This window comes from Riemerella anatipestifer (genome assembly GCF_035666175.1).
In the GTDB taxonomy this organism is placed as follows: domain Bacteria; phylum Bacteroidota; class Bacteroidia; order Flavobacteriales; family Weeksellaceae; genus Riemerella; species Riemerella anatipestifer_D.
In genome coordinates, this window is the sequence record NZ_CP142016.1 from 1,855,257 (window position 1) to 1,880,738 (window position 25,482).

26 protein-coding genes and 3 tRNA genes are annotated in these 25,482 nt (G+C 34.6%); 11 read left to right on the forward strand and 18 right to left on the reverse strand.

The features are described 5' to 3' along the window. Positions 1 to 62 precede the first annotated feature (62 nt). The 8 genes from VIX88_RS09070 to VIX88_RS09105 form a co-directional block, all read right to left on the reverse strand. Positions 63 to 1,106, reverse strand: coding sequence for a phytase (locus tag VIX88_RS09070; RefSeq protein ID WP_064969792.1), 1,044 nt, complete (start codon positions 1,104 to 1,106; stop codon positions 63 to 65). A 26-nt stretch (positions 1,107 to 1,132) separates the two neighbouring features. Next, positions 1,133 to 3,943 (reverse strand): TonB-dependent receptor, encoded by a 2,811-nt coding sequence (locus tag VIX88_RS09075; protein WP_064969790.1) that lies wholly within the window; start codon positions 3,941 to 3,943, stop codon positions 1,133 to 1,135. Between the two features lie 177 nt (positions 3,944 to 4,120). Next, on the reverse strand, positions 4,121 to 4,873 hold the full coding sequence (rpsB, locus tag VIX88_RS09080) for a 30S ribosomal protein S2 (protein ID WP_004916689.1): 753 nt from the start codon (positions 4,871 to 4,873) through the stop codon (positions 4,121 to 4,123). A 169-nt stretch (positions 4,874 to 5,042) separates the two neighbouring features. Next, entirely contained in the window at positions 5,043 to 5,429 is a 387-nt protein-coding gene (gene rpsI / locus VIX88_RS09085) for a 30S ribosomal protein S9 (RefSeq protein ID WP_004916691.1), read from the reverse strand. 3 nt (positions 5,430 to 5,432) lie between these two features. Further along, positions 5,433 to 5,888 (reverse strand): 50S ribosomal protein L13, encoded by a 456-nt coding sequence (gene rplM / locus VIX88_RS09090; protein ID WP_004916694.1) that lies wholly within the window; start codon positions 5,886 to 5,888, stop codon positions 5,433 to 5,435. Between the two features lie 197 nt (positions 5,889 to 6,085). After that, complete coding sequence (locus VIX88_RS09095) at positions 6,086 to 6,412, reverse strand: SUF system Fe-S cluster assembly protein (RefSeq protein WP_004916697.1); 327 nt, start codon at positions 6,410 to 6,412, stop codon at positions 6,086 to 6,088. A gap of 19 nt (positions 6,413 to 6,431) precedes the next feature. Continuing rightward, a complete protein-coding gene (locus VIX88_RS09100) occupies positions 6,432 to 7,130 on the reverse strand; it encodes a 3'-5' exonuclease (protein ID WP_004916700.1) in 699 nt (232 codons plus the stop codon). A 3-nt stretch (positions 7,131 to 7,133) separates the two neighbouring features. Next, positions 7,134 to 8,537: a nucleoside recognition domain-containing protein gene (locus VIX88_RS09105; RefSeq protein WP_064968411.1), complete on the reverse strand. Its 1,404-nt coding sequence runs from the start codon at positions 8,535 to 8,537 to the stop codon at positions 7,134 to 7,136. A 175-nt stretch (positions 8,538 to 8,712) separates the two neighbouring features. Here VIX88_RS09105 and VIX88_RS09110 point away from each other — a divergent pair, with 175 nt between their 5' ends. After that, positions 8,713 to 10,023, forward strand: a complete 1,311-nt coding sequence (locus VIX88_RS09110) for a UDP-glucose dehydrogenase family protein (protein WP_004916706.1) — start codon at positions 8,713 to 8,715, stop codon at positions 10,021 to 10,023. A 10-nt stretch (positions 10,024 to 10,033) separates the two neighbouring features. On the opposite strand, the gene VIX88_RS09115 is transcribed toward VIX88_RS09110, so the two are convergent. From VIX88_RS09115 to VIX88_RS09150, 8 genes are all read right to left on the reverse strand, one after another. Further along, positions 10,034 to 10,771, reverse strand: a complete 738-nt coding sequence (locus VIX88_RS09115; RefSeq protein WP_064969788.1) for a sulfite exporter TauE/SafE family protein — start codon at positions 10,769 to 10,771, stop codon at positions 10,034 to 10,036. Beyond that, positions 10,762 to 11,220, reverse strand: a complete 459-nt coding sequence (locus VIX88_RS09120; RefSeq protein ID WP_064969786.1) for a FixH family protein — start codon at positions 11,218 to 11,220, stop codon at positions 10,762 to 10,764. Before VIX88_RS09120 ends, VIX88_RS09115 begins: the two co-directional genes overlap by 10 nt. Continuing rightward, positions 11,221 to 12,663 carry a cytochrome c oxidase accessory protein CcoG gene (ccoG, locus tag VIX88_RS09125; RefSeq protein ID WP_064969784.1) on the reverse strand — a complete coding sequence of 481 codons (1,443 nt, stop codon included), beginning with the start codon at positions 12,661 to 12,663 and terminating at the stop codon, positions 11,221 to 11,223. It abuts the gene before it with no gap. A gap of 26 nt (positions 12,664 to 12,689) precedes the next feature. Continuing rightward, positions 12,690 to 13,568, reverse strand: coding sequence for a c-type cytochrome (locus tag VIX88_RS09130; RefSeq protein WP_064969782.1), 879 nt, complete (start codon positions 13,566 to 13,568; stop codon positions 12,690 to 12,692). A gap of 6 nt (positions 13,569 to 13,574) precedes the next feature. Then, positions 13,575 to 13,769, reverse strand: coding sequence for a cbb3-type cytochrome oxidase subunit 3 (locus tag VIX88_RS09135; protein ID WP_064969780.1), 195 nt, complete (start codon positions 13,767 to 13,769; stop codon positions 13,575 to 13,577). 30 nt (positions 13,770 to 13,799) lie between these two features. Next, the gene (ccoN, locus tag VIX88_RS09140; protein WP_064969778.1) at positions 13,800 to 16,079 is read right to left on the reverse strand and encodes a cytochrome-c oxidase, cbb3-type subunit I; all 2,280 of its coding nucleotides are present in this window, start codon (positions 16,077 to 16,079) and stop codon (positions 13,800 to 13,802) included. Between the two features lie 5 nt (positions 16,080 to 16,084). Further along, positions 16,085 to 16,267, reverse strand: coding sequence for a cbb3-type cytochrome oxidase assembly protein CcoS (ccoS, locus tag VIX88_RS09145; RefSeq protein WP_049334480.1), 183 nt, complete (start codon positions 16,265 to 16,267; stop codon positions 16,085 to 16,087). A gap of 114 nt (positions 16,268 to 16,381) precedes the next feature. Beyond that, entirely contained in the window at positions 16,382 to 18,775 is a 2,394-nt protein-coding gene (locus tag VIX88_RS09150) for a heavy metal translocating P-type ATPase (protein ID WP_064969776.1), read from the reverse strand. Between the two features lie 89 nt (positions 18,776 to 18,864). Here VIX88_RS09150 and VIX88_RS09155 point away from each other — a divergent pair, with 89 nt between their 5' ends. From VIX88_RS09155 to VIX88_RS09170, 4 genes are read left to right on the forward strand one after another with little or no spacing between them, the layout of a single operon-like run. Further along, positions 18,865 to 19,578 carry a Crp/Fnr family transcriptional regulator gene (locus VIX88_RS09155; protein ID WP_310503719.1) on the forward strand — a complete coding sequence of 238 codons (714 nt, stop codon included), beginning with the start codon at positions 18,865 to 18,867 and terminating at the stop codon, positions 19,576 to 19,578. Positions 19,579 to 19,598: 20 nt separating this feature from the next. After that, positions 19,599 to 20,414, forward strand: a complete 816-nt coding sequence (gene panB / locus VIX88_RS09160) for a 3-methyl-2-oxobutanoate hydroxymethyltransferase (protein ID WP_014937434.1) — start codon at positions 19,599 to 19,601, stop codon at positions 20,412 to 20,414. A 9-nt stretch (positions 20,415 to 20,423) separates the two neighbouring features. Next, complete coding sequence (locus VIX88_RS09165) at positions 20,424 to 20,735, forward strand: hypothetical protein (protein ID WP_014937433.1); 312 nt, start codon at positions 20,424 to 20,426, stop codon at positions 20,733 to 20,735. A gap of 9 nt (positions 20,736 to 20,744) precedes the next feature. After that, positions 20,745 to 21,437 (forward strand): RluA family pseudouridine synthase, encoded by a 693-nt coding sequence (locus VIX88_RS09170; RefSeq protein ID WP_014937432.1) that lies wholly within the window; start codon positions 20,745 to 20,747, stop codon positions 21,435 to 21,437. 1 nt (position 21,438) lies between these two features. Here VIX88_RS09170 and VIX88_RS09175 read toward each other — a convergent pair whose 3' ends face one another. After that, complete coding sequence (locus VIX88_RS09175; protein WP_064969774.1) at positions 21,439 to 22,524, reverse strand: PorV/PorQ family protein; 1,086 nt, start codon at positions 22,522 to 22,524, stop codon at positions 21,439 to 21,441. Positions 22,525 to 22,532: 8 nt separating this feature from the next. Then, entirely contained in the window at positions 22,533 to 23,378 is an 846-nt protein-coding gene (locus VIX88_RS09180; protein ID WP_064969800.1) for a DMT family transporter, read from the reverse strand. A 174-nt stretch (positions 23,379 to 23,552) separates the two neighbouring features. On the opposite strand from VIX88_RS09180, the gene rpsU reads away from it, so the two are divergent. The 6 genes from rpsU (at position 23,553) to VIX88_RS09210 (ending at position 25,469) form a co-directional block, all read left to right on the forward strand. After that, the gene (gene rpsU, locus VIX88_RS09185; RefSeq protein ID WP_064969772.1) at positions 23,553 to 23,750 is read left to right on the forward strand and encodes a 30S ribosomal protein S21; all 198 of its coding nucleotides are present in this window, start codon (positions 23,553 to 23,555) and stop codon (positions 23,748 to 23,750) included. A 78-nt stretch (positions 23,751 to 23,828) separates the two neighbouring features. Next, positions 23,829 to 24,704, forward strand: coding sequence for a tyrosine-type recombinase/integrase (locus VIX88_RS09190; RefSeq protein ID WP_064969770.1), 876 nt, complete (start codon positions 23,829 to 23,831; stop codon positions 24,702 to 24,704). Between the two features lie 27 nt (positions 24,705 to 24,731). Further along, positions 24,732 to 25,022, forward strand: coding sequence for a ribosome hibernation-promoting factor, HPF/YfiA family (gene hpf, locus VIX88_RS09195; protein ID WP_004916755.1), 291 nt, complete (start codon positions 24,732 to 24,734; stop codon positions 25,020 to 25,022). A 109-nt stretch (positions 25,023 to 25,131) separates the two neighbouring features. Next, positions 25,132 to 25,205 (forward strand) — tRNA-Thr (locus tag VIX88_RS09200). Positions 25,206 to 25,219: 14 nt separating this feature from the next. Continuing rightward, positions 25,220 to 25,302: transfer RNA gene (locus VIX88_RS09205), tRNA-Tyr, on the forward strand. Between the two features lie 94 nt (positions 25,303 to 25,396). Then, a tRNA-Gly gene (locus VIX88_RS09210) sits at positions 25,397 to 25,469 on the forward strand. Positions 25,470 to 25,482 lie beyond the last annotated feature (13 nt).

The window sequence follows — 25,482 nt, forward strand, 5'->3', positions numbered from 1 at the left end:
TGCCCATTTACAATGAAAAAACTATTTAAAATAAAGGGTTTATATTGTATATTACCGATGGTTTATTCTCTAATATCCTTTTGCAGAATTCTTTCCTCAATATCTCGCCAATCGTAGATGTGAAATACTTTGCCATTACTCATAGCTACAAATATGCCTTTGGGAAATTTGTCTCCAAAGTTTACAGCTGAAGCCTCAGAACCATCACTTTCTTTAGTAGATACTGGGATTTCTGCTATTTTCCCTGTCGTTGGTTTTTCTCTTCTATAAACATTAAAAGTGTCAGCCTGTTGGTTAGAAACGAGTATATAGCCAGTATTAGATGAGGTAGGATAAATGGAAATACCTTCTATATCCGATAAGAAATCTCCTTGTCCAAAAACGGCTACAGATTGGTTCCCTTTTTCAGGGTCTGCATAGTATTGGTGTATGCCGTATTGCTCATCAGAATAATAGATGTAGCCCAGCTCGTCATCTACAGCTATGGCTTCTATTTCTTTAATGCCACTATATTTCCCAAACTTTCTTACAAGTTCTCCTGTTATTTTACCGTTTTTTTCTACCAATTTGTATTGCCAAAGATAATTGTCTTTTGGTCCTGATTTTCTACCTACAATAGCATACATAATGCCTGTAGATGGATTTTTATAAATAGATATTCCCATTGGGCTACGATGTTCCTCACCATCGAAAACAGAGAATGCTCCAACTTCTTTCATACTCGGTAGCGAAAATATTCTTACTTGATTTCGTTCTCGCTCGGTTGTAAGAGCAATATCTATTGTTTGGTCTCCTAGTTTAAAACCATATTCAATATCTACATTGTTTGGTCGTTTAATATCTGTAACTTTATTTACGATAACTCCATCTAGGTTGAAAACAAATAGTCCTCCATCAGAGTCTTTATCTGTTCCTATAATTAGGCTTTTGCTCGTATCTTCGGGGTGTATCCAAATGGCAGGGTCGTCTGTATCGTGTTTTACTTGTTGAGTAATGATTTTAGGCTTAACAACATTTACTCTACTTTCGGTAGATTTGGATATAGATGTACATTGGTGGCTAGATAATAATAAGGCTAATACGGCTGTTGTGATTGTAGTTTTCATTTTGCTAAATTACAATTTAATAAAAATTAAAAATCAAATTTAAGACCCATGGTATAGCGTGGTCTATAGTATTCCATTTGCATTGTTCTAGAACTTATGCCTTGATAATATCTTAGAGGTTGATTTGTGAGATTATTAGCTTCTACAAAAACTCTCATCCATTCTTTAATAGCATAAGTTGCATTTATGTCTAGAAAACTTTGTTTGTCGTAATAGCGGTCATAGAAATCATTATCGCCTAATTCATCTAAATAAGCTGAGGTGTGATTAAACGATACTCTGGTTTGGAATTTTTTGTTTTCCCATGACAAGGATGCATTGAACATATGTGGTGCTGTACCTGGTAGCATAAGTCCTTCTCTCATTACTCCTTCATCTGTATAGATGCCTTTTGCGTAAGATTTGGTATGGGTATAATTGGTGTATATCCCTAGATTGGATAAGAAGCCAGGTAAGAAGTCAAGTTGTCTTTGGAAGGCAATTTCAAATCCATAGACATTTACAGCATCACCATTTCTTGATTGTATAAAGGTATATATATCAGTTTGATTTAGCTGATTAGTGATGTCTGGGAAATCGTTAGAAAATTTATTGTACGAGTATTGTGAATCTCTATAATCATAAATAAAATGATTGATTTTTTTATAGAATCCGCCAATAGAAATTAAACCTACAGATTTAAAGTAATATTCTCCCATAACATCAAGATTGTGAGAGTAAGCGGCTTTTAGGTTAGGGTTTCCCGCGGTAATATCTCTGTCTTCAGGAATTACACTTACAAAAGGAGACAGCCTGTAATAGTTTGGTCTTGCTATTGCGGTGGTGTAAGCTCCTCTGAGAACTAAATTTTTGGTAGGCGTATATTTAATACTTGCGTTTGGTAGGTAGTTGATATAGTTGTTAGAAACGGTTCTTGTACCCTCTAGGTTGTTTTCATCTTGTACGATATTTCCTGTATAATGGGTTTTTGTATTTTCCATTCTAACACCTAATATAAATGAGATTTGTTCATTAAGATGCTGATCCCATCTTATGTACCCAGAGTAGATGCCTTCTTTGGCGTTATAGTTTGAAGTGAGATATTCAGATGGATTTCTCTTTTTATTAAAGAGGTTAGGGTTGTTTAAATCCAATCTGCCTAGAAAGTCTCTAGAAGCAAAATATCCAGGAGTGTATTTGCTATTAGGATTCCAGTTTTCACCGCTAAAAAAGATGTTGTCTGCTCCTGATAGTGAACTCATAGCATTATCTATAGGAGTGAAAGTATGATATTCGCCGTCTCTTTTCTTGAATTTTAATCTCATCTTACCTCCAATTCTTAACCTTCCTTTTTGATTTTCTATGATTGAAAATGGGAATCTAAGGTTGAATTTGCCAGTAGTTTCTTCTTCAAAGGTATGAGAGTTTTGTTCGGATAACTTATCAAACTTATAATCGGATAGGCTAGGTGGCGTGGAGCTAGTATATAGTGGTTCTGCATCTGAGCCAATATCATTACTATATTTTACCATTTTTTTTCTATCGGTATAGAAGGAAATATATCTTTCATCTGGGCGTTGTTCTTCTGCCTTAGCATAGGAAATTCCCCAATCCAAATCAATTTTATTTCCTAATATATGGTCGCCTTTTAAAGCGTAGTTTTGCATAATTTGTCTTTCTAATCTTCCTCCATTATTAGGTCTGTTCAAGATACCACCTTTGGTTTGTCTTTCCTCTCTTCCTTCAAATCCTTGTTGGTTTTCTAGAGGAGCTATTCTTTTAATTCTTAGACGGTATCTGTTTTCCCAATCATCACGCCAGTTGTACATAGCAGAAAGACGGATGTTGTTTTTAGGATTTATTTTTATATCAAAATCAGACCCAATACTTTTTCTTTCTCTCTTAACATCATATTTCCTTATATCCATTTGAGAGATGTACTCTCTTCCTTTCTTATCTTTTATCCATTCCGCTTCTACATTATCCGAACCATAATCGTTGTTATGATAAGAGCCGTTCAAAACCCAGCCTAGCTTCCCATTAAAAAATCTGTTGCTATATAGAAAATTGTTAGATAATAGAGCTTTATCTCTTATTGGGCTATATCCAGAGGCGGTGGAAAAATAGAATCTTTCTTTATTAGATGCTGTTTTTGTAATTAAATCCACGGAACCTCCTATAGCATCAGCGTCTTGGTCTGGTGTTAGGGTTTTATTAACCTCTATCATTTGTATCATATCAGATGGAATTAAATCCATTTGAACATTTCTATTATCACCTTCTGCAGAAGGAATTCTGTTGCCATTAAGTGTTACAGAATTAAGTTCAGGAGCTAGACCTCTTATAATGATGTTACGAGCCTCCCCTTGGTCATTCTGCATAGTAATCCCAGGTATTCTTTTAAGAGCGTCTCCGATATTAGCATCAGGGAATTTGCCAATTTGGTCAGAAGAAACAATATTAGATATATTCATATTATTTCTTTGTTTATTGAGTGCTCTAGCTTGGCTTTGTCTAGAAAAACCTATGACAGTAACTTCCTTTATGTTGGATATTTTTTTATCGTAAATAATATTTTGATAGGTATTTTTATTAGAACCTACAGTGATGTTGTATTTACGTTCCCCATATCCTATATAATCTACACTAAGAGTATATTTACCTTCAGGTACATTTAGGAAAATAAAGTTACCATTGTCGTCAGAGATGGTATGGTAGTTACCAGGGGTTAAGATTAGTTTGGCACCAGGAAGTGCTATTTTAGAATTATCGTTAATATTTCCGGATAGAGTACCTACTTGAGCTTTAGTAAATATTGCGGTTGATATTAGTAGGACAAATTGTAAATTTCTTTTCATTTCCTATAGCTTTAGTTTTCGTGGCTAAATTAGGGATATGAATAGGAAGAGGAGGTTATTTAAAGTTTAAAAAAATATTAACAAATTATTAACGAAATTCTTTTTTGGGATGATTTAAAAAGAAAAACCACCTTTGAACAATGTCAAAAGTGGTTTCTATTTTGGATAGAGTCTTAATTAAGCATCAAAGTCTGCATCTTTTTCAGCAGAAACTTTTTCTTCTTTAGACTTTTCTTTTTCAGCTTTTCTTTGAGTTAATCCTTCTTTGATAGCTGCAGAAACTTGTCCTAAAATCATATCAATAGACTTAGAAGCATCATCGTTTCCTGGGATTACATAGTCTACTTTTCTAGGGTCAGAGTTTGTATCTACGATAGCAAATACAGGAATACCTAGTTTTTTAGCTTCTGTAACCGCAATGTGTTCTCTCATAATATCTACTACGAAGATAGCAGAAGGAAGACGCACCATGTCAGCGATAGAACCTAAGTTCTTCTCTAGGTTAGCTCTTTGTCTATCAACTTGCAATCTTTCTTTTTTAGATAAAGTTTCGAAAGTACCATCTTTCTTCATTTTATCAATAGCGTTCATTTTTTTAACCGCTTTTCTGATAGTAACGAAGTTAGTTAGCATACCTCCAGGCCATCTTTCAGTGATGTAAGGCATATTAAGCTCAGAAGCGTGCTTAGCTACCACTTCTTTAGCTTGTTTTTTAGTTGCCACGAAAAGAACTTTTCTACCTGCAGAAGTTATTTTTTCTAAAGCAGAGCAAGCCTCTTCTAATTTTACAGCTGTTTTATGTAAATCAATAATGTGAATACCATTTTTCTCCATAAAGATGTATGGAGCCATGTTAGGATTCCACTTTCTCGTCATATGTCCGAAGTGTACTCCTGCCTCTAAGAGGTCTTTTACATTTACTTTTGCCATTGTTTTAATGTTTGTTAGTTTACTTTCCGCTTTTTTGAGCAATCAACTGTTTCTTAAGATGGGAGAAATGTTTGGATGCTAAACATAACGGGCAATTTTAATTTGTTGTGTAGCAGACTGTGTTTTTGTAATAAAATTGATTACAAAACTGAGCCATGCCACAAAAATATTAACGCTTAGAGAATTGGAATTTCTTTCTAGCTTTCTTCTGTCCTGGTTTCTTTCTTTCCACCATTCTAGCGTCTCTAGTAAGAAGACCGTGTGGCTTAAGAACAGCTCTAAACTCTTCGTTAATCTCGCATAAAGCACGAGAAACCCCAAGTCTAATAGCTTCTGCTTGACCAGTAATACCTCCACCGAAAACATTTACAGTAACATCATACTGCTCTGCAGTTTCCGTAAGTAAGAAAGGTTGGTTTACTTTATATACAAGAACTTCTGTGTTGAAGTAGTCTTTTACATCTCTACCGTTTACTGTAACTTTACCTGCTCCAGGTTTTACATAAACTCTAGCTACAGAAGTTTTTCTTCTTCCTATTTTGTGTACTGTAGACATATCTTATTTTAATTCGTTAATGTTAATTACTTTCGGCTGTTGAGCTTCGTGCTTGTGCTCAGTACCTTCATATAGATAAAGGTTTTTAAGAATAGCAGCACCAAGTCTGTTTTTAGGAAGCATTCCTTTTACAGATTTTTCTAAAATTCTTAGGCTATTTCTTTTTCTAAGCTCTTCTGCAGTCATAGACTTTTGTCCACCAGGGTATCCTGTGTGCCAAATGTAAGTTTTATCTGCCCACTTGTTTCCAGAAAGTTCTACTTTCCCAGCATTCAAAACAATTACATTATCTCCGCAATCTACATGTGGAGTAAAGTTTGTTTTGTGCTTACCTCTCAAAATCTTCGCAACTTTAGACGCTAGACGTCCTAATGGTTGCCCGGCAGCATCTACCACAACCCATTCTTTATTAGCGGTAGCCTTGTTTGCCGATACTGTCTTGTAACTTAATGTATTCACAATTTATCGTTTATGATTAGACATAATTTTCCCTCTAAGGGTCTGCAAAGGTAAGAATATTTTTTTAATTGAAAAAATACAACTGTAAAATTTTGAGTGCTATAGCTTTTGATAGATGTTTGTGCTGATAAATTTTGTTTTACTAAACAATAAAGCTCTTTCCATGAAAGAGCTTTTATATTATCGAAGTTTATTTTTTATAGCATACCTAGCTCAAATCGAGCTTCCTCGCTCATCATATCTTTTGTCCACGAAGGTTCAAAGGTAAGTTCTAAATCTACCTCGTTTACGCCTTCTACTTCGCTCACCTTTTCTTTCACTTCTTGAGGGAGAGATTCTGCTACGGGGCAGTTAGGTGTAGTAAGTGTCATAACTACTTTCACCTTGCCTTCATCTGAAATTTGAACATCGTACACTAGCCCTAATTCATAGATGTCTACAGGTATTTCTGGGTCATAGACTGTTTTGAGGGTCTTTATGATTTCCTCTCCTATCTCTGCGATTTGTTCGTCTGTATATTTCATCATTTCTCTAAATAATTCGTTAGTCTTCTGACAAACTCAATAAATCTTCTTGCCTTAACTTTCTAAAAATATTCGCCAAAGTTAAAACATCTTTTTCACAATATTTAATAATTCTAGGTAAATCTTTTTCTTTATAATATATTTCGGCAACCATAGAACCATCTATATCGTCTTTGGGAGTAGGAACGCCAAAAATATGAGCCATTAGTTCCAGTGATATAAAACTTTTATAATCTCCGAATTTCCATAGCTCCAAAGTATCTAAATGTGGAACTTCCCAAGGTTTCTTTCCGAATAACTGAAATGGGGAAGGAGGTATCATACCATTAACTAAAAATCTTCTTGCAATCCAAGGGAAGTCAAATTCTTTTCCGTTGTGTGCACATAGAATAACATTAGTAAGGCGAGTGCTATTGAATATAGCTCCGAATTCTTCTAGTAATTTTTTTTCGTTATCCCCAGCGAAACTTCTTATTTTAAGCGTTTCGTTTCGGTCTATCATTCCTACAGAAATACAGATTATTTTTCCAAATTCTGCCATTACGCCTGCCCTTTGATGATAGAAATCTTCTGCGGTTATCTCTTCCTTGCGTTGATGTAAGGTTTTTTTATCCCAAAGATTTTGTTCTTCAGTTGGGAGGTTTTGCCAGCTTTCTTCTTGAGGTACAGTTTCTATATCTAAAAATAAGATTCGTTCTATAGGGATTTGTTTAATCATATTTTATCCAAAAAATAAATAAGCTAATGTAATAGAAGTGATAATACCTACTAAGTCTGCTAGAAGCATAGTGCCAACTGTATAGCGAGTATTTCTAATACCCACGGCTCCAAAATAAACAGCAATAACATAGAAAGTGGTGTCAGAACTTCCTTGTAAAATTCCAGCCAATCTAGAAGGGAATGAGTCAGCTCCGAAGGTAGCCATCGTATCTACCATCATACCTCTTGCTCCAGAGCCCGAAAGTGGTTTTATGAGTGCGGTAGGAAGTCCATCTACAAATCTAGTGTCTAGACTTACCATATCAGCAATCCATTTCATTCCATCTATAATGATGTGGAATACTCCCGAAGTTCTTAAAAGGGAAATGGCAATGAGCATTCCTACTAAATAAGGTATGATTTTAACACACACCGAGAAGCCTTCTTTAGCTCCTTCTACAAAAGCATCAAAAATGTTGATTTTTTTATAAATACCTCCAAGCACAATGGCAAAGAATATCAGAAGGATAATACCATTACTTAAAACTTTACTAAAGTTATCTAGCTCCTCTTTATTTAATTGAACAAGAAATAAGACCAATCCAGCTATAACAGCAGAAATACCACCTAAATACATCAATACCACAGGCTGAAGTAAATTGATTTTTTGTCTTATCGAAACCAATATCATTGATGCCATAGTGGCTGCAAAAGTGGCTATCATACAAGGTAAGAATATATCCGTAGGTGTGGCAGAGCCCATAGATGCTCTTATAGCAATAATAGAAACAGGGATAAGGGTAAGCCCACTAGCGTGCAAGCATAAAAACATAATTTGAGCATTGCTGGCTTTATCCTTATCAGGATTTAGGGACTGTAGACTATCCATCGCCTTAAGACCAAAAGGAGTGGCAGCATTATCTAGCCCTAAAAGATTGGCAGAAAAATTGAGCATCATATGCCCAAAAGCAGGGTGGTTTTTAGGAACTTCTGGGAAGAGCTTAGAGAAAAAAGGTTGTATCATTCTACTTAATAAGTTGATGCCCCCAGCTTTCTCGGCTATACTCATAAAACCCATAAAAAGCGTCATAATACCTATAAGACCTATACATATATCTACGGCAGTTTTGCTCGTGCCTATTACACCATCGGTCTCTTGTATTCTGTAAACTTTAACATTATTGCTGTTAGGTTGATATTCGTAATGAATCCCTTTATTTATAAAAACAGGCGTAGTTTGAAAACTTTCTATAGCATTGGGGTGAAACTCGTTAATTGGTTTAGTAGTGATATTTACGGTGTCGCCACCTTTGCCTACTACCATATCATTATAAATAGCCTTATAATTATCAGAGAATAAATACTTAGCACCAGCTACCACGATGGCAACTAAAATAAAAGCACTCCAAATTCTGCTTAAAATCATAGTTTGAAAAAATTTGGATAAAAGTAAGTGTTTTTAGCTAAATGAGAAAAAAGAAATTGAAAGTTTATTGTACAGAAATCTATTTGTAAAGATGAAGGTATTGGGGTATGAGAGATGAAAATGAAAGTATAATGTTGATATTTTGGTTATCTTTGTGGCATAAATTATAATATTTATGAATATTACTATAGTAGGTACTGGTTATGTAGGACTAGTTACAGGGACAACATTAGCAGAACTAGGAAATACAGTTTACTGTGTTGATATAGATGAGAAAAAGGTTGAGGGAATGAAAAAAGGCATCGTTCCTATTTATGAGCCTAATTTAGAGGAAATGTTTTTGAGAAACATTCAAGCACAGAGATTATTTTTTACTACCAATTTAAAAGAAGCTGTTGACCAAAGTGAAGTGATTTATTTAGCTTTGCCAACGCCTCCAGGGGAAGATGGCTCAGCAGATTTGTCCTATGTCCTTAAAGTAGCTAACGATATAGGCGATATTATTACAGAATATAAAGTTATTGTTAATAAATCCACAGTGCCTGTAGGAACGGCAGATAAAGTTAGAAGTGCTATAGCTGCTAAGACTCAAATACCGTTTGATGTGGTATCTAATCCAGAGTTTCTTAGGGAAGGTTTTGCGGTGGAAGACTCCATGAATCCTGCTAGAGTAGTGGTGGGAAGTTCTTCTGAAAAGGCGAGAGAGATTATGGCAAAAATATATCAGCCATTTACCAATACGGGTGTTCCGATTATTTTTATGGATGAAAAATCTTCGGAACTTACAAAGTATGCAGCTAATTCTTTCTTAGCAGTTAAAATTACTTTTATGAACGAAATCGCAAATTTCTGCGAAAGAGTAGGAGCTGATGTAGATAAGGTAAGGCTAGGAATGGGCAGTGATGATAGGATAGGACACCGTTTCTTATTCCCTGGTATTGGGTATGGTGGTAGCTGCTTTCCTAAAGATGTAAAGGCATTGATAAAATCTGGTAAAGAAGCTGATTTTAATTTCCAAATATTAGAAGCGACTGAAAATGTAAACCAAAATCAAAAAGTTATTTTGGTGTCAGAAATAGAAAAATATTTTGGAGGGAATCTAAAATGTAAAAAGATAGCACTTTGGGGCTTGGCTTTTAAAGCGAATACAGATGATATTAGAGAGGCTTCTTCTTTAGATAATATTAAAATTTTATTAGAAAAAGGAGCTACAATTACAGCTTATGATGCGATAGCAGAGTCTAATGTGAAAAAAGTGCTGGGAGATAAAATAACCTATGCAAGTGATATGTATTCTGCATTAGAAGGAGCTGATGCTTTATTGATAGCTACGGAATGGTCAGAATTTAAAAATCCTAACTTTGATTTGATGGCAGAAAAAATGAACGGTAAAGCTATTTTTGATGGTAGAAATATGTTTGCCTTAGAACAAGTAGAAGGAACAGGTTTCTATTATAAGAGTATAGGTAGAAAGACTTTAGGGTAAATACACTCTTTTAATGACAACTATGATGTCCCTTGTTTTCAGGGGACATTTTGTTTTCTATGCTAAGAGCTTCTTTCTTTGGTGATAAATAAGGGATTCCTAACTCTAAACCTCTTAGTATAAAGAGCCCACCCAAGATAAGCATTACTACAGGCATTATTTTTAGGATTTTATTTCTAGTAGCTATATTAAGCATGTTACCTAATAAAACAGTAACAAACATAAAAGGGAAAGTACCTAGTCCAAATAGCATCATAAATAATCCTCCTTGTATAGCTCCACCAGCTGCTAGAGAAGCTGCCAAGGCTACATAAACCATTCCACATGGTAAAAAACCATTAAGCACTCCTGTTAAAAACCTTGATGAATAATCGGTTTTGGATAATAATTTTCCTAGGTTGAGTTTTATTTTTAATAAAAATTTCGAGAGAAAAGGTATTCTAGAAGCAAAATCTCCGTTTCCGAAAGAAAAAAGAGCCATTATGATTAAAATAATTCCTGCAAAAATGGTAAGCCAACCTTGAACTCCAGCTAGCTGAAAGCCTTCGCCAATTAGTCCTAGTAAAATTCCCAATATAGAATAAGTGAAAATTCTTCCTAATTGATAAGTTATATTTTGAAGATGAAAGTTAACCTGTTGTTTTCTTGAAAGTCCTAAAGAAAGAGCTATAGGTCCGCACATACCAATACAATGGAGTCCTGTTGTGAAACCCAAAGTAAGTGCTGCTATGATGAGAGTTATTTCCATACTAGGTCGTAGTCTATTTGATAATCTTTGTTATCTTTTGTCCACATTAGTTTTAGAATATAGCCTCCTGGAACTAAAACCTTTTTAGGAATGAGAAAGGAATTATTAACATCTAAAGTCATGTCCTTTTTTACATCTAACTTTTGGTCATCTATTCTATAGAGAACAAATTTTATTTTAGTATTTTGATTATTATTCTCCGAAGGAAATACGATATTTATTCCATGAGGTGTTTGCTGATATTTAGGAGCATTCTCAATCGTAGACGCATTTTTCTTAGCATCTATTACACTTTGGTAGGCTAGTTCATCTTCATAATAATTATCCGAAACCAATTCAGAATTCTGCTGCCCATGAGAGAATACAAATATGAGATAAAGAATAAATAGTATAAACGAGCCTAATGCAGCTACAACTCCATGTGCCCAAGTGAACTTAAAATTTTTCATTTAAAATTGCAAATTAAATTCTCCTTCAAAATAAGTTTCAAAAGTAGTGAGTAACTTGCCGTCTTTATCATAGACACCAATTACTAAATTCTGTTTAGAAAGTTTTATTTCTTTTTTAGGGAAGCTAATATTTACCGTTCCCTTTTCCATTTTATCTCTCTTTAATACTATTTTGCTAGAACCTCCATATTTTATAACGCCATTAGCAGGTTCTAAAACTTTAAAGGTTACTACATAGTCCTTGCTAGACTTATTAAGCAAGGTGTAATTGTAAGTGTTGGTAATTTCGTTATCAGATATAAAGAATGTACTTCCAGCAGGTTTAATAAATTTAGCCTCCATACTTCCTCTATTGTATAAAAGGAACGATACAAAAGTCATCAATGCTATTAAAACTGCAGTGTAAGCTTTCATTCTAGAGGTGAATTTAAACCTTCTACCTTGTTCTATTTCATTTTCGGTAGCGTATCTTATCAGCCCTTTAGGTAAGCCCACCTTTTCCATAACTTCATTACAAGCATCTATACATGCCGTACAATTAATACATTCTAATTGTTGTCCATTTCTAATATCTATTCCCGTTGGACATACTACTACACATTGGTTACAATCAATACAGTCTCCTTTACCTTCGGCAGCTCTGTCTTCATTCTTACGCCATTTAGAACGATTTTCACCTCTCTTAAAATCGTAGTAAACATTGATGGTTTGCTTATCTATAAGAACACCTTGTAGTCTTCCGTATGGACAAACAAGTGTACATACCTGTTCTCTAAACCAAGCGAATACTAAATAAAAGGCTGCGGTGAAAAGTAGCATTACCAAAAAGTTGGTAGGGTATTTTATAGGACCTTCTTTCATTATTCTAAAAACCTCTTCGTAACCTACAATGTACATGAACATAAAATGAGTTACAACCAAAGAAATAATGATATAGATTGTCCATTTAAGCCCTCTTTTTCTTATTTTTTCAGAATTCCAAGGCTGTTGGTCTAGTTTTATTTGCTTGTTTCTGTCGCCCTCAATCCAATATTCTATCTTACGGAATACATTTTCCATAAAAATGGTTTGTGGGCAAATCCAACCGCAGAATATTCTTCCGAAAACAACGGTAAATAGAATGATGAACACTATAGAAGTGACTGCTCCTAGAGCGAGAATGAAAAAATCCTGAGGATAAAAAGGTTGTCCCACAATAAAGAACTCCCTATCAAGGATATTTATTAGAAGAAATGGATTTCCGTTTATTTTAATAAGCGGAAGAATAAAAAATATGGCTAATAAAAAAATACTAACATAGTTCCTATAATCAGTAAACTTACCTTTGGGTTTCTTGGGGTATACCCATTTTCTTTTCCCCGTATTATCCATGGTTCCTACAGAATCACGGAAGGTAGTAGCTTCTATTACGGCTCCTGTGCCTTGTACTTCTTTATCAGCCATATTGATGTAAAATTTATTTTATGGTACTAGTTCTCCCACTTCACTTCTTCACCTTGAGGTGCAGCACCTCCTTCGGATTGAGTGATAGGAGCTTTTTCTTGATTGATATGGTAAACATAAGCTGCTACCTTTTCAATATCAAATCCAGTAAGAACTCCATTTTTACCCCAAGCTTGCATCGCAGGGTTGTTTGGAGAACCGTTTTCTACCATATGAAATACTTCTCTGAATAGAGTAGGTTCTGTATGGTTAATCCAATATTTATCAGTAAGGTTTGGACCAATACCACCTTTACCACCCTCACCGTGGCAAGATACACAGTTAGTTTTGAAAATTTCTTCCCCTTCTGCAATATTGTCTGCAGAATATACTGCGTTATCAATTGTAGGAGGAGGAGTGTCTTTCATCCACTGTTCTATGCTTGCAAGTTGCTCTTTATGCTCAACCTCATACTCTTTGTCTGGGTGTGCAAAATCTGTAAAAGAGAAAGCAAGAATATAAACAACTAAGTATGTAAATCCTAGCCAAAAAAGACCTAACCACCATTTTGGTAATTGGTTATCTAACTCCATAATACCATCAAAACCGTGGTCTATAATGATATCTTTTTCTTCAGAAGCAGATTGCTTTTTGAATGCACTATCCCAAAGTCTTTTCCAGTAAGGTATTTTCTTCTCTTCTAAGTAAGCTTTCTTAGCCTCATCAGAAAGTTTAGCGAAGTTTTGATTTTCAATTAAATCTCCAATAGCACCATGTATCATTGCTAAAATGACACTAATAACTACCGTTCCCCAAAAGTAAGGTGAAGTAATAAAAGATGCATTTTGAACGAACATATAATACACAATAAATAATATTGTAAGTATTACTAAAATGTTCACATAAACGGGCGTTCTTTGTTTCATAATTTCTTAATTTTTAGAACTGTTTTGTATTTCATCATCTAAAGGAGCATTAGCTTCGTCTTGATAAAACTTTTTAGGTTTACTCATAACATAGTATACCACTCCAATAAAAAATATGATAAATAATATGAGTGCTAAACTTTGGTAAAATCCAGTACCTTCGGTATTAGATAATATATCTTTAAAGTTTTGTGGTATCATTACTATATGCTCCTTTAGTGATAATATAATTTATTTTACACTTGCTGTTTTAACTTCAGTAGTCTTAATATCAGTACCTAATCTTTGTAGGTAAGCAATAAGTGCTACAATCTCTCTCTTTTCAAGAGGAACAAACTCAGCTCCTTCTTCTTGCTGTTTTTTAGCAAATGCTCTCTTAACGTCATCAGCTTCAGCATAAATTCTACTTACAATTCCTTTAGCTTGATTGTCCATCCATGCATCTACAGTATCTATTTCAGCTTTAGTGTAAGGCACGCTAAATACATTCTTCATAAGTTCTAACTTATCTTTAGTCTGAGAACGATCTAATGTATTAGCAATTAGCCAAGGGTAACGAGGCATTATAGAACCTGCTGATGTAGCTCTTGGGTTTAGCATGTGCTTAAAGTGCCAAGAATCAGGGTTTCTTCCACCTTCTCTATGTAAGTCTGGACCAGTTCTCTTAGATCCCCAAAGGAAAGGTCTGTCATATACGAATTCCCCAGCTTTTGAATACTGTCCGTTTTTACCGTTAAATCTAACTACCTCGTCACGGAATGGTCTAATCATTTGAGAGTGACAAGCGTTACAACCTTCACGGATATATAAATCTCTACCTTCTAATTCTAGAGGAGTGTAAGGTTTAACAGAAGAAATAGTAGGTACATTATCCTTAACAGTAAGTGTAGGGATAATTTCAACGATACCACCAACTGCTAGTGCAAAAAATGCTAATACAGTTAAATAAAGTGGCATTCTTTCAATCCAAAGGTGAACAGTTTCACCTTCTTTTCTTGCATCACTAATTCTAGCAAGTGCAGGTGCTTCTGCAGGTACCTCTTTTTGGAAAGAACCTTTTCTCACAGTAGCTACAACATTCACTGCCATAAGAATAGCTCCTAATAGGTAAAGGATACCTCCAAAGAATCTCATCCAATAGTAAGGGATAATTGCAGTTACAGTATCTAACCAGTTTTTGTAAAGTAGAGTTCCGTCTGGGTTAAATTGTTTCCACATTAAACCTTGAGTAAATCCAGAGATGTACATAGGTACAGCATATAGAATGATACCTAAAGTACCTAACCAGAAATGCCAGTTAGCTAATTTTACAGACCATAGTTTAGTTCTCCACATAATAGGAACTAGGTAGTAAATCATACCAAACGCCATGAATCCGTTCCAGCCTAAAGCACCGATGTGAACGTGACCAATTACCCAGTCAGTAAAGTGTCCAATTTTATTTAATGTTTTAGTTGCCAATAGTGGTCCTTCAAATGTAGCCATACCGTAGCAAGTAACTGCTACCACGAAGAATTTAAGTATAGGATTTTCTCTTACTTTATCCCAAGCGCCTCTTAATGTTAATAAACCATTAAGCATACCTCCCCAAGATGGTGCGATAAGGGCAACAGAGAATCCTGTTCCTAACGCTTGAGCCCAAGCTGGTAGAGAAGTGTATTGTAAGTGGTGAGGTCCAGCCCAAATATAAACGAAAATTAAAGACCAGAAGTGGATAATAGAAAGTTTATAAGAGAATACTGGTCTTTCTGCCGCTTTTGGTAAGAAGTAATACATTAGACCAAGTACAGGTGTTGTAAGGAAGAATGCTACGGCGTTGTGTCCGTACCACCATTGTACTAGAGCGTCTTTTACTCCTGAATATGCAGAATAAGACTTCCAACCAGTGAAAGAAAGAGGTACCTCCAAGTTATTAAATACATGTAGCATTGTAATACCTACCCAAGTACCAATGTAGAACCAAATAGCTACATAAAGGTGTCTTACTCTTCTTTTAGCTATTGTACCAAACATGTTAATACCAAAAATAATCCATACCACTGCGATAAGGATATCAATTGGCCATTCGTGTTCAGCGTACTCTTTAGATGTGTTGATACCCATGAAGAAAGTAATCACCACCGCTACGATAGTAATTTGCCATCCCCAAAAGTTAATCCAAGAAAGTGTATCACTGTACATTCTTGCTTTCAACAACCTCTGTAATGAGTAATAAACCCCCGCGAAAATAGCGTTTCCAACAAAGGCAAAAATTACTGCACTAGTGTGCAACATTCTGATTCTCCCAAAACCAAAAGCTCCTTGGGTGTTGATGAGACCTTGTAAATCACCGCTTCTTAAGCTGGCAATTGTAGTGTCATCAGTACCAAATAAAAACTCTGGTAGTTCTGGATAGAAAAGCATCGCAGCCGCCGTAAGTCCAAGAATGAAACCAGCTATCCCGAAGACGATGGTTGCATAAAGGAACGCACGCACAATGCTGTTGTCATAACTAAACTTTTGTGTTTCCATATTAACTAATCACTTTTATTGTTTTTCTCTTTATTTTCTTTGTTTTTAGTTTCGTCATCAAGGAGAATCCTTACTGCAGGAGATTCATCGTCTTCAAACTGTCCTTTTTTTGCTCCGATAATGAATATTATCAAAAAAACGACAGCTAAAGATACACTGCATATGACCATTAAATATAATATCTCCATACAGTTCGCAAATATAAAATTAAATTGCCCCCAAAATTAAGAAAATATAATGACTTAAATCAGTAACTGTTAAAAAAAGTTAATTTATAACACTTCTAAATAAGATAAAAATGTCTAATTTGATTTTTTCTTAAAATATCTAGTCGCTGTTAACCAAGTGGTTGCGGAGGTAAATGATACCACGCTTATAGAACTCAAAGGCATTAGTATAGCGGCTACTAGAGGAGATAAGTGTCCTGTAACAGCAAAGCCTAGACCTACCACATTATATAATATACTTATAACAAAAGTAGCTGATACTATTTTAATAGCATCTTTACTTAGAGCTAAATAGTCTGGTAAAAAGTTAATGAATTTGCCGTCCATAATAACATCAGAAGATGGAGTGAAGGAGTTGGTATCATCGGATACAGCGATCCCTATATTACTTTGTTTTAATGCACCAGCATCGTTAAGTCCATCGCCTAACATAGCTACTTTTTGTCCTGAATTTTGTAGGTTTTGTATGTAGTCCAACTTATCTTCTGGAGTTTGGTTGAAGCTCATGTTAGCTACATTTGGAATTATTTTTTTGAGCTGATTGGTTTCGGAAGCATTATCTCCACTAAGGATGTGGATAGGGTAAGAGTTGAGCTTTTGATACATTTCAGAAAGTCCCTCTCTATACTCATTTCTAAATATGAACTTCCCTATAAACTCATCATTTTTACTGATGAAAACAGCAGTTTCTAAGTTTTTGCTTTCTTGTCCTGTAAACGAAGCTGAACCAATTTTATAAACTTGACTTCTGACCTGAGCGGAGTATCCTTTACCTGCTATTTCTTGGAAGTTTTCTATTGGAAAATATTCGTCAGTTGTTTCTATGTGTTCGTATAAATTTTTGGATAGAGGGTGGTTGGAATTTTTGAGTAATGTTTTAATATTTTTTAAATCAAATTCACTAATGGTGCTACCTTCATATTTAATATTAGATTTAGTGTTGTAGGTAATAGTGCCTGTTTTGTCAAATACGAGTGTGTTGATTTTAGCAAGTTTTTCTATGGTAAGAGTATCCTTAACATAGAATTTTTTTCTACCTAATATTCTCATAATGTGTCCGAATGTAAACGGAGCTGATAGAGCTAACGCACAAGGGCAGGCTACTATAAGTATTGCAGATATTACTTGAAACATTTTTTCTAAATCAATTCTATACCAATAGATTCCTGCGATTAGCGTGATGCCTAGTATAATGAATGTAAAATATTTACTTATCTTATTAGTAAGGTTATCTAAACCTGTTTCTTTCTGTTTAAAAGCTTCTTTGTTCCATAGTTGGGTAAGGTAGCTTTGGTCTACGGTTTTAATAACTTCTAGCTCCAAAATAGCCCCTTGCTGCTTAGCTCCTGCGAAAATTTTATCACCTGGTTGTTTAGGTATTGTAGCTGACTCTCCAGTAATAAAACTATTATCAATATTGCCTTCACCGCTAATAAGAATAGCGTCTACGGGAATAATCTCTTGATTTCGCACTAAAATTCTATCGCCTACTTTAATTTCAGATAAAAGAATATTTTTTTGTTTACCCTCAAAATCCACTTTAGTTACGGCGATAGGATAGAAAGATTTATAATCCCTATCGTAGGATAGTGCGGTGTAGGTTCGCTTTTGGAAAAATTTTCCCATCAACATAAAAAATAGCAATCCACACAAGGTGTCAAAATAACCAGGTCCATAATCTGTGGCTATCTCGTAGATACTTCTTCCAAATAGAACGAGTATTCCTAAAACGATAGGTATATCTATATTTACAATGTTATTCTTAAGTCCATACCAAGCAGATTTGTAGTAGTCTGAAGCAGAATAAGAAACAACAGGAATGGAAAGTAATAGGGTTAGAAACCTAAAGAAAGGAGCAAATTGGTTAATCCAATAATCGTTTTCTTTTGTAATCCAAGAAAGATATTCAGGGAGGGCAAACATCATTGCATTTCCGAATGCAAATCCTGCTATGGCAAGTTTGATGATTAAATCTCGGTCTGTTTTCTCTACCTTTTTCTCACTAGTTTCTAGATTGATAACAGGTTTGTAGCCAAGATTGGTTAAAAACTTAGCAAGTTCACTTAGTTTTAGCTCATTATGATTAAACGAAATTTGTAATGTTTTCTTTGTGAAATTAGCTTGAGAATAGCGTATTTGTGGATTGATATCTTTGAGGCTTTCAAGTAACCATATACAAGAGGAGCAGTGTATTACAGGTATTTTAAAAGTTACTAAGGTAGAATTGCCTTCCGAAAAGTCCACAATTTTGTTAAATACCTCAGGGGTGTCTAAGTAGTCAAACTGTGAAGAGCCGTCTGTATTTGGTCGGATTCCAGCGTTTTTATTTAGTTCGTAAAAGTCACTTAATTGATTGAGATTTAGTATTTCGTAAACTGATTTGCAACCGTTGCAGCAGAACGTTTTTTCGTCAAAAGAAATTCTTTCTTTATCTATCTCTAGTCCACAGTGAAAACATTTTTCTGACATTACCTCAAAAGTTTAACACGCAAAAATATAATAAAAAACTTGGTTACACATATTAAAAAATAGTATTTTTGCTGATAAATATCAGTTAAATGTCGTTTGAAAAACAGTTAGAAATTGAAAAGAAGTTTCAAGAAGTCTTTAGTGAAGCATTCTTTCGGAAAAACCTTAAACCTGAAGATTTTGAGAAATATACATCAAGTAAGGAGGTTTTAAAGTATGATAAGGGAGATGTACTTTTTGATGATGGAGAGCTACCCAAAGGAGTTTATTTTGTAGAGAAAGGTACGGCTAAGCTTTCGAAATCTGGGGTTTATGGTAAAGATTATATTCTAAGAATAGTAAAGGAGGGAGATATATTAGGTTATCGTTCATTACTCTGCGATGAAAACTTTCAAGCTAGGGCCGAAGCGATGACGGAGCTAGAAACTACTTTTGTGCCGTCTGATATTTTTATGCAACTATTAGAGGCAGATTCTAGATTGTCTTTTGCGATGATGCAAAAAATTGCCTTTGAATTAGGAGAATCATCTAATATCATTACTTTTTTAGCACAAAAAACAGTTAGAGAAAGATTAGCTGAAATTTTACTTTTACTAGAACTTAAGTTAGGAACAGACCCTGAAGGCTTCATTAAAATATGCCTTACTAGGGAAGAGGTAGCTAATCTTATAGGTACAGCAACGGAGAGTGCTATTAGACTTATTTCTGAGTTTAAAAATGATGGTCTTATCGAAGTCGAAGGTAGGAGTATCAAGATAAAAGATTATGATAAGTTGAAGAAAGTAGGACATGTGGTTCTCTAAATTTTTAATGAAGTAAAAATATGTCTGTACATTCAGAAATAAAAAAGGTAACTACTGAGGTCTTGCGAAAAATGAAATTTAGCAAGGAGAAAATTACAATGCTTACGGCATATGATTTCACTACTGCAAAAATGGTAGATGCTGGAGGGGTAGATGCTATTCTAGTCGGGGACTCAGCAGCCAATGTAATGGCAGGTTATGAAACTACATTGCCAATTACTCTAGACCATATGATATACCATGCACAATCTGTGGTTCGTGGGGTAGAGAGAGCTTTGGTGGTAGTGGATTTGCCATTTGGAACTTATCAAAGTCACTCTCAAAAAGCTTTAGAGTCAGCAGTGAGAATCATGAAAGAGTCAGAGGCTCATGCTGTAAAATTAGAAGGAGGAGCAGAAGTTTCAGAAGCGATAAAAAATATCATCAATGCAGGTATTCCTGTAATGGGACATTTGGGGCTTACGCCACAATCAATCAATCAATTTGGAACTTACAAGGTAAGAGCAAAAGAAGAAGCAGAGGCTGAAAAACTAATTAAAGACGCTCAGCTATTAGAAGAATTGGGTTGTTTTGCTGTTGTCTTAGAAAAAATACCGTCCGAGTTAGCTAAAAAAGTAACCGAAAGTATTTCTATCCCTACCATTGGGATAGGTGCCGGTGTTAATTGCGATGGGCAAGTTTTAGTTTATCAAGATATGATAGGTATGAATCAAGGCTTTTCTCCTAAGTTTCTAAGACGCTACCTAGATCTTTATTCGGAAATTACAGGGGCGGTGTCTCAGTATGTTAAAGATGTAAAAACATTGGACTTTCCTAATGAGTCGGAAAGTTATTAAAATTTAATTATGGATAAAAGAACTTTACAGAGCATTGTTTCTGTTGCGGCGATATTGTGTATTGTAGTGGGTTGGGTTAATCCGTTTTCTCCAGAGATTAACTATATTATTTTTAGACAGGTCTTTTATATTCTTGTTGGGGGAAGTTTTGTTCTTATGGGAGGTATGTTGCCTAATAAAAAATACTCCTATTTAATGTATCTAGCAGCTGGGCTTTGTATTGTAGGGGCTTTTTTACCTATGGGCTCTTCTTTTGAGGTTATTAAAACAGTGGGGTTACTTCTTGGGGTGGTAATTTCTTTTGTTGGTCGTAGAGGTTAATGATTATTTATGATTCAAGAACAGATTCTTTATGAGGATAATCATTTGCTAGTTATCAATAAAAAAGCTGGACAATTAGTACAAGGAGATAAAACAGGTGATGCCTCGCTACTAGAACTGATAAAGGATTTTATAAAATCACGAGATAATAAGCCAGGCAACGTTTTTTTAGGATTGGTTCATAGGATAGACCGTCCAACATCAGGATTGGTGATTTATGCTAAAACATCTAAAGCTCTTACGAGACTTACCCAAATGATTAAAAATAGAGAAGTTAAAAAAACTTATTGGGCGATAGTTCCCAAAGAAATGATTTCTCCATCTCAAAAATTAGTTCATTATCTCAAAAAGAATGAAAAAAATAACAAAGCGATAATCTTTACTAAACCTACGGAAGGTGCTAAGCAAGCTATTTTATCCTATAATTTAATATTAAGTTTAGATAATTATTTGCTTTTAGAGATAGATTTAGAAACAGGTCGTCATCACCAAATTAGGGCTCAGCTGTCTAAGATAGGAGTTCCTATAAAAGGGGATTTAAAATATGGAGCCTCTCGTTCTAATTCAGATGGAGGAATTTCTCTTCACGCAAGAAGGTTAGATTTTATTCACCCTGTATCCAAAGAAAAAATAACCATTGTGGCTCCTGTACCATCTCACGATTCTGTTTGGCGAGCGTGTGAGGACGGAATAATACAATAATTTATCTTCTAAAATTTGCTATATCTAGCTTTAGTGAGAAAAAGTTAGAATAGAAATTACTTCCTCCAATGCCAGAATTGGTGATGGCATAATCTAACGTTAAACCTTTATAGCGAATACCTAGACCTGCACTTGGTTGAAATGATAATTGTCTTTTTTGACTTTCAAGGTCTGTAATATTTTGAAATCGGTTAACACCTAATCTTACAAAAATCATTTTTTGAAAAGAAAGTTCACTTCCTAGATAAGGTGTGATACTTGCGAAATCTGTGGAAATAAGTGCTGCAGTTTTTGTAAAATCAACATTAAGACCTGCCTCTGAGAGAAAGTCAAAATCACGATTGAGTTCAAAGTTTTTGCTAACTCCTAAGTTTAATTTCGGCATAGATAGTTCCATTTTGTTCTTAGGAGCAGGGTTGAATTCTTCTCCGTTAACTACGGTAGAAAGTTCTTTTTCGTTTATAGACCAAAAGTTAACGGTAGTAGTAGCATCTCTAAGCATCGCGCCGTAATTCCATCCTTTGTCCGAATGGTAGATGGCTCCTATATCAAACCCAAATCCAAATCCGTTAGCAAATTTCCCTACATTTCTATAAACTAGTTTGGCATTAACACCGACATCTAACTTGTGGTTTGGACGAAAAGCATAGGAGAGTAGTGCGGCATAATCGGCTTGAGAGAATTTTGTAATTCTATCATAATCTATATTACCTTCACCGTCTATCATTTGAGTAGTGTTGAGAATATTGTCCACGCCCAATCTTATCAAAGAAAAAGCTACAATACCTTTGTTGTAATCCAAAGGCTTTGCAAATGCCATATAATCATATTTAGCAATGCTTTCAAAATATTCGGCGTGCATAGCGGAAGCTTGCCAATCGTTTTCAATTTTTGCTAATCCAGCAGGGTTCCACATTGAAGAATAAACATCATCTTGGTTAGAAATAACAGCTCCTCCCATAGCGAGACCTCTAGCACCAGCACCAATGTTTAGAAATTCATTAGAATATTTCCTAACGATTTGGGCAATATTTAGATTGAAAACTAATAGTAATATGAGGGTAATAATTTTAAATAAAGTCTTCATATATTATTTTAATGACTTGTTTTTAATACTTTTTTTCGTTTTGCTTTTATGATGCCATTGGCGACTATGGAAAGAATCATAATCCCAGCTCCTACATAAAACATAGGGTTCATATGTTCGGATTCGCCGAAAATAAGATAGGCTAAAATAATTCCGTACACAGGTTCTAAATTTACAGTTAGTATAAGTGTGAATGGCGAAATCACTTTCATTAAGCTAGTAGATTCTATCATAGGATATGCAGTAAAGCCAATAGCGAGAATTAGCACTAGCAGAGCGTCTTTAATTCCTATCTCGTGTATGTTATCAAGAGTTCCATTGATGCCTAATATAACACTTACGAGAAGCCAACCGCCTATCATTTCATAGAAAATAATATGGCTAGCAGAAGTTGTTTGTGATAATTTTCCGTTAAGAATAGAAAAAATAGTTCCTAGCAAAGCACAAGTAGCTCCGTAGATAATACCTTCTACATATCTAAACTCCGTTTTAAAGATAAGCCCCATTCCTCCCAATATCACAATGCCTATAGCAACTTCCGTCCAGTCTAGTTTTCTTTTATAGATGATGGGTTCTGTTATAGAAGCAAAAATAGTGGATAGAGCTACGCAACTGAGAGCAATAGATACATTAGAAACCTTAATAGACTCAAAGAAAAATAACCAATGAAGCCCCATAATAACGCCAATACCTAGTAGTTGTAATAGGCGTGTAGATGAAAGTTTAATGCTCTTTCTCCTAATAAGCCTCAAGAATACAAATAGTACTAAAGCGGTCAGTCCCATTCTGTAAAAAACTAAAGAATAGGTGTCTAGACTAATCATTTTACCAAGTATAGCAGTGAATCCCCACATAAATACAATGAGGTGTAGCCTAAAGGTTGTATTGTTCCACATTTGATTTAAAATAATACTGCAAAGAACGAAAATAAATACTAAAACATCAATTTTTTATACAAAAAACTTAGCCTACATTTGGAATATAAAAATTAAAGCCTTACTTTTGCACCCGAAAATGAGATGTAAACTATGCTAGTAATTCCAGTAAAAGATGGAGAAGCCATCGACAGAGCGCTGAAAAAATACAAAAGGAAATTTGACAAAACTGGTGTTGTACGTGCTTTAAGAGCAAGACAGCAGTATGTTAAGCCTTCTGTACTTAGAAGACAGCAGATTTTAAGAGCGGCTCACAAGCAAAGAGCTTTAAGCAAAGAAGAACAAGCATAAAAATTTCTTCTTAGGTTTAAGTCTAAAAATCACTTCTTAATTCTAAATTAAGAAGTGATTTTTTATTTATATTTGAATATGGTTGAGAAATTTTTAGATTATATTACAATTGAGAAAAGATATTCTTTAAATACACTTGCTAGTTACAGTAGAGATTTACAAGATTTCTCTGATTTTGTTAAAGAAACTGAAGGGGCAGATACTTTGATAAGTGTAGATAAAAAAGTAATAAGAAATTTTGTGGTTTATCTTAGTGAAAATAATCTGAGTAAGAGAACCATTAATAGAAAATTATCTGCGTTAAGGAGTTTTTATATTTATCTTGTCAAATTGGGGATTATTTCTGCATCTCCTATGGAAACGGTGTCTTCTTTGAAATTTTATGGAGAAAAGCAAATTCCTTTTTCTCAAAAGGAAATGGAAAATTTGCGAAATATCTTAAACGAAGAAAAGTTATTACTAAATAAACTTATTATAGAATTACTTTACCAAACAGGAATGCGTAAGTCAGAATTGTGTGGGCTTGCATTAAAAGATGTGGATTTTATTCAGAATAGGATACGGGTTGTAGGTAAGGGTAATAAGATGAGAGAGATACCTATTTCAGAAAATATAAAAAGAGAATTAAAACTGTATCTTGAAAAAGAAAGAAAGCCTACTAAAGAGAATTTGGATTATTTTTTTGTTCGAGAAAGCGGTCAAAAACTAACGGGGAAATTTGTTTATTCTGTAGTAAATAACTATCTTAGTGCTGTAACTTCCAAAAAAAAGAAAAGTCCTCATATGTTAAGGCATAGTTTTGCGACGCATGTTTTGGAGAATGGTGCGGAAATTGCTCAGGTAAAAGAGATTTTAGGACACGCGAGTTTAGCATCTACTCAGGTGTATACATCAGCAGATGTTAATAAGTTGAAAAAGGTGCTTAACTCGTTTCATCCTAGAGGAAAGAAATAAGAAAATAACTTTATAAAAAATAACTTTATGAAAATTACAGTTCAAGCAATGGGGCTTACGCCTCATCAACCATTAGAGGAGTATTTAGATAAAAAATTAAATAAATTAGATACTTTTTATGATAAAATTTTAGAGTGTCAAGTTTTTTTGAAAGTAGAAAATACATCAGAAAAAGAAAATAAAACAGCGGAGGTTATTTTGGCTGTACCGGGAGATGATATTGTGGTAAAGAAGACTTGTGCTACATTTGAAGAAGCAATAGATAAATGTCATGATATAGCTAAAAAATTGTTAATCAAGAAGAAAGAGAAAAATTAAAATATTTTTTTATTTTTTTTTGATAAAATATTTGTTTATTTCAAAAAAAGTGTTGTATATTTGCAACCGCAAAAGAGAACAGTTGTTTACTTGAAATATACAAATATTTGCCTCCATAGCTCAGTTGGCCAGAGCACGTGATTTGTAATCTCGGGGTCGTGGGTTCGAATCCCTCTGGAGGCTCATAAAAAATTGCTGGGGAGATACCAGAGTGGCCAAATGGGACGGACTGTAACTCCGTTGTCGTGAGACTTCGCAGGTTCGAATCCTGCTCTCCCCACATTTTTTAAAAAAAAAGTATTTGAAATATTTGCGAGTTTAAATAAAAGTTTTTAAATTTGCACACCGTTACCAACAAAGTAATAAAATTAAATGCGGAAGTAGCTCAGTTGGTAGAGCGTCAGCCTTCCAAGCTGAATGTCGCGGGTTCGACCCCCGTCTTCCGCTCTAAGAAATCACA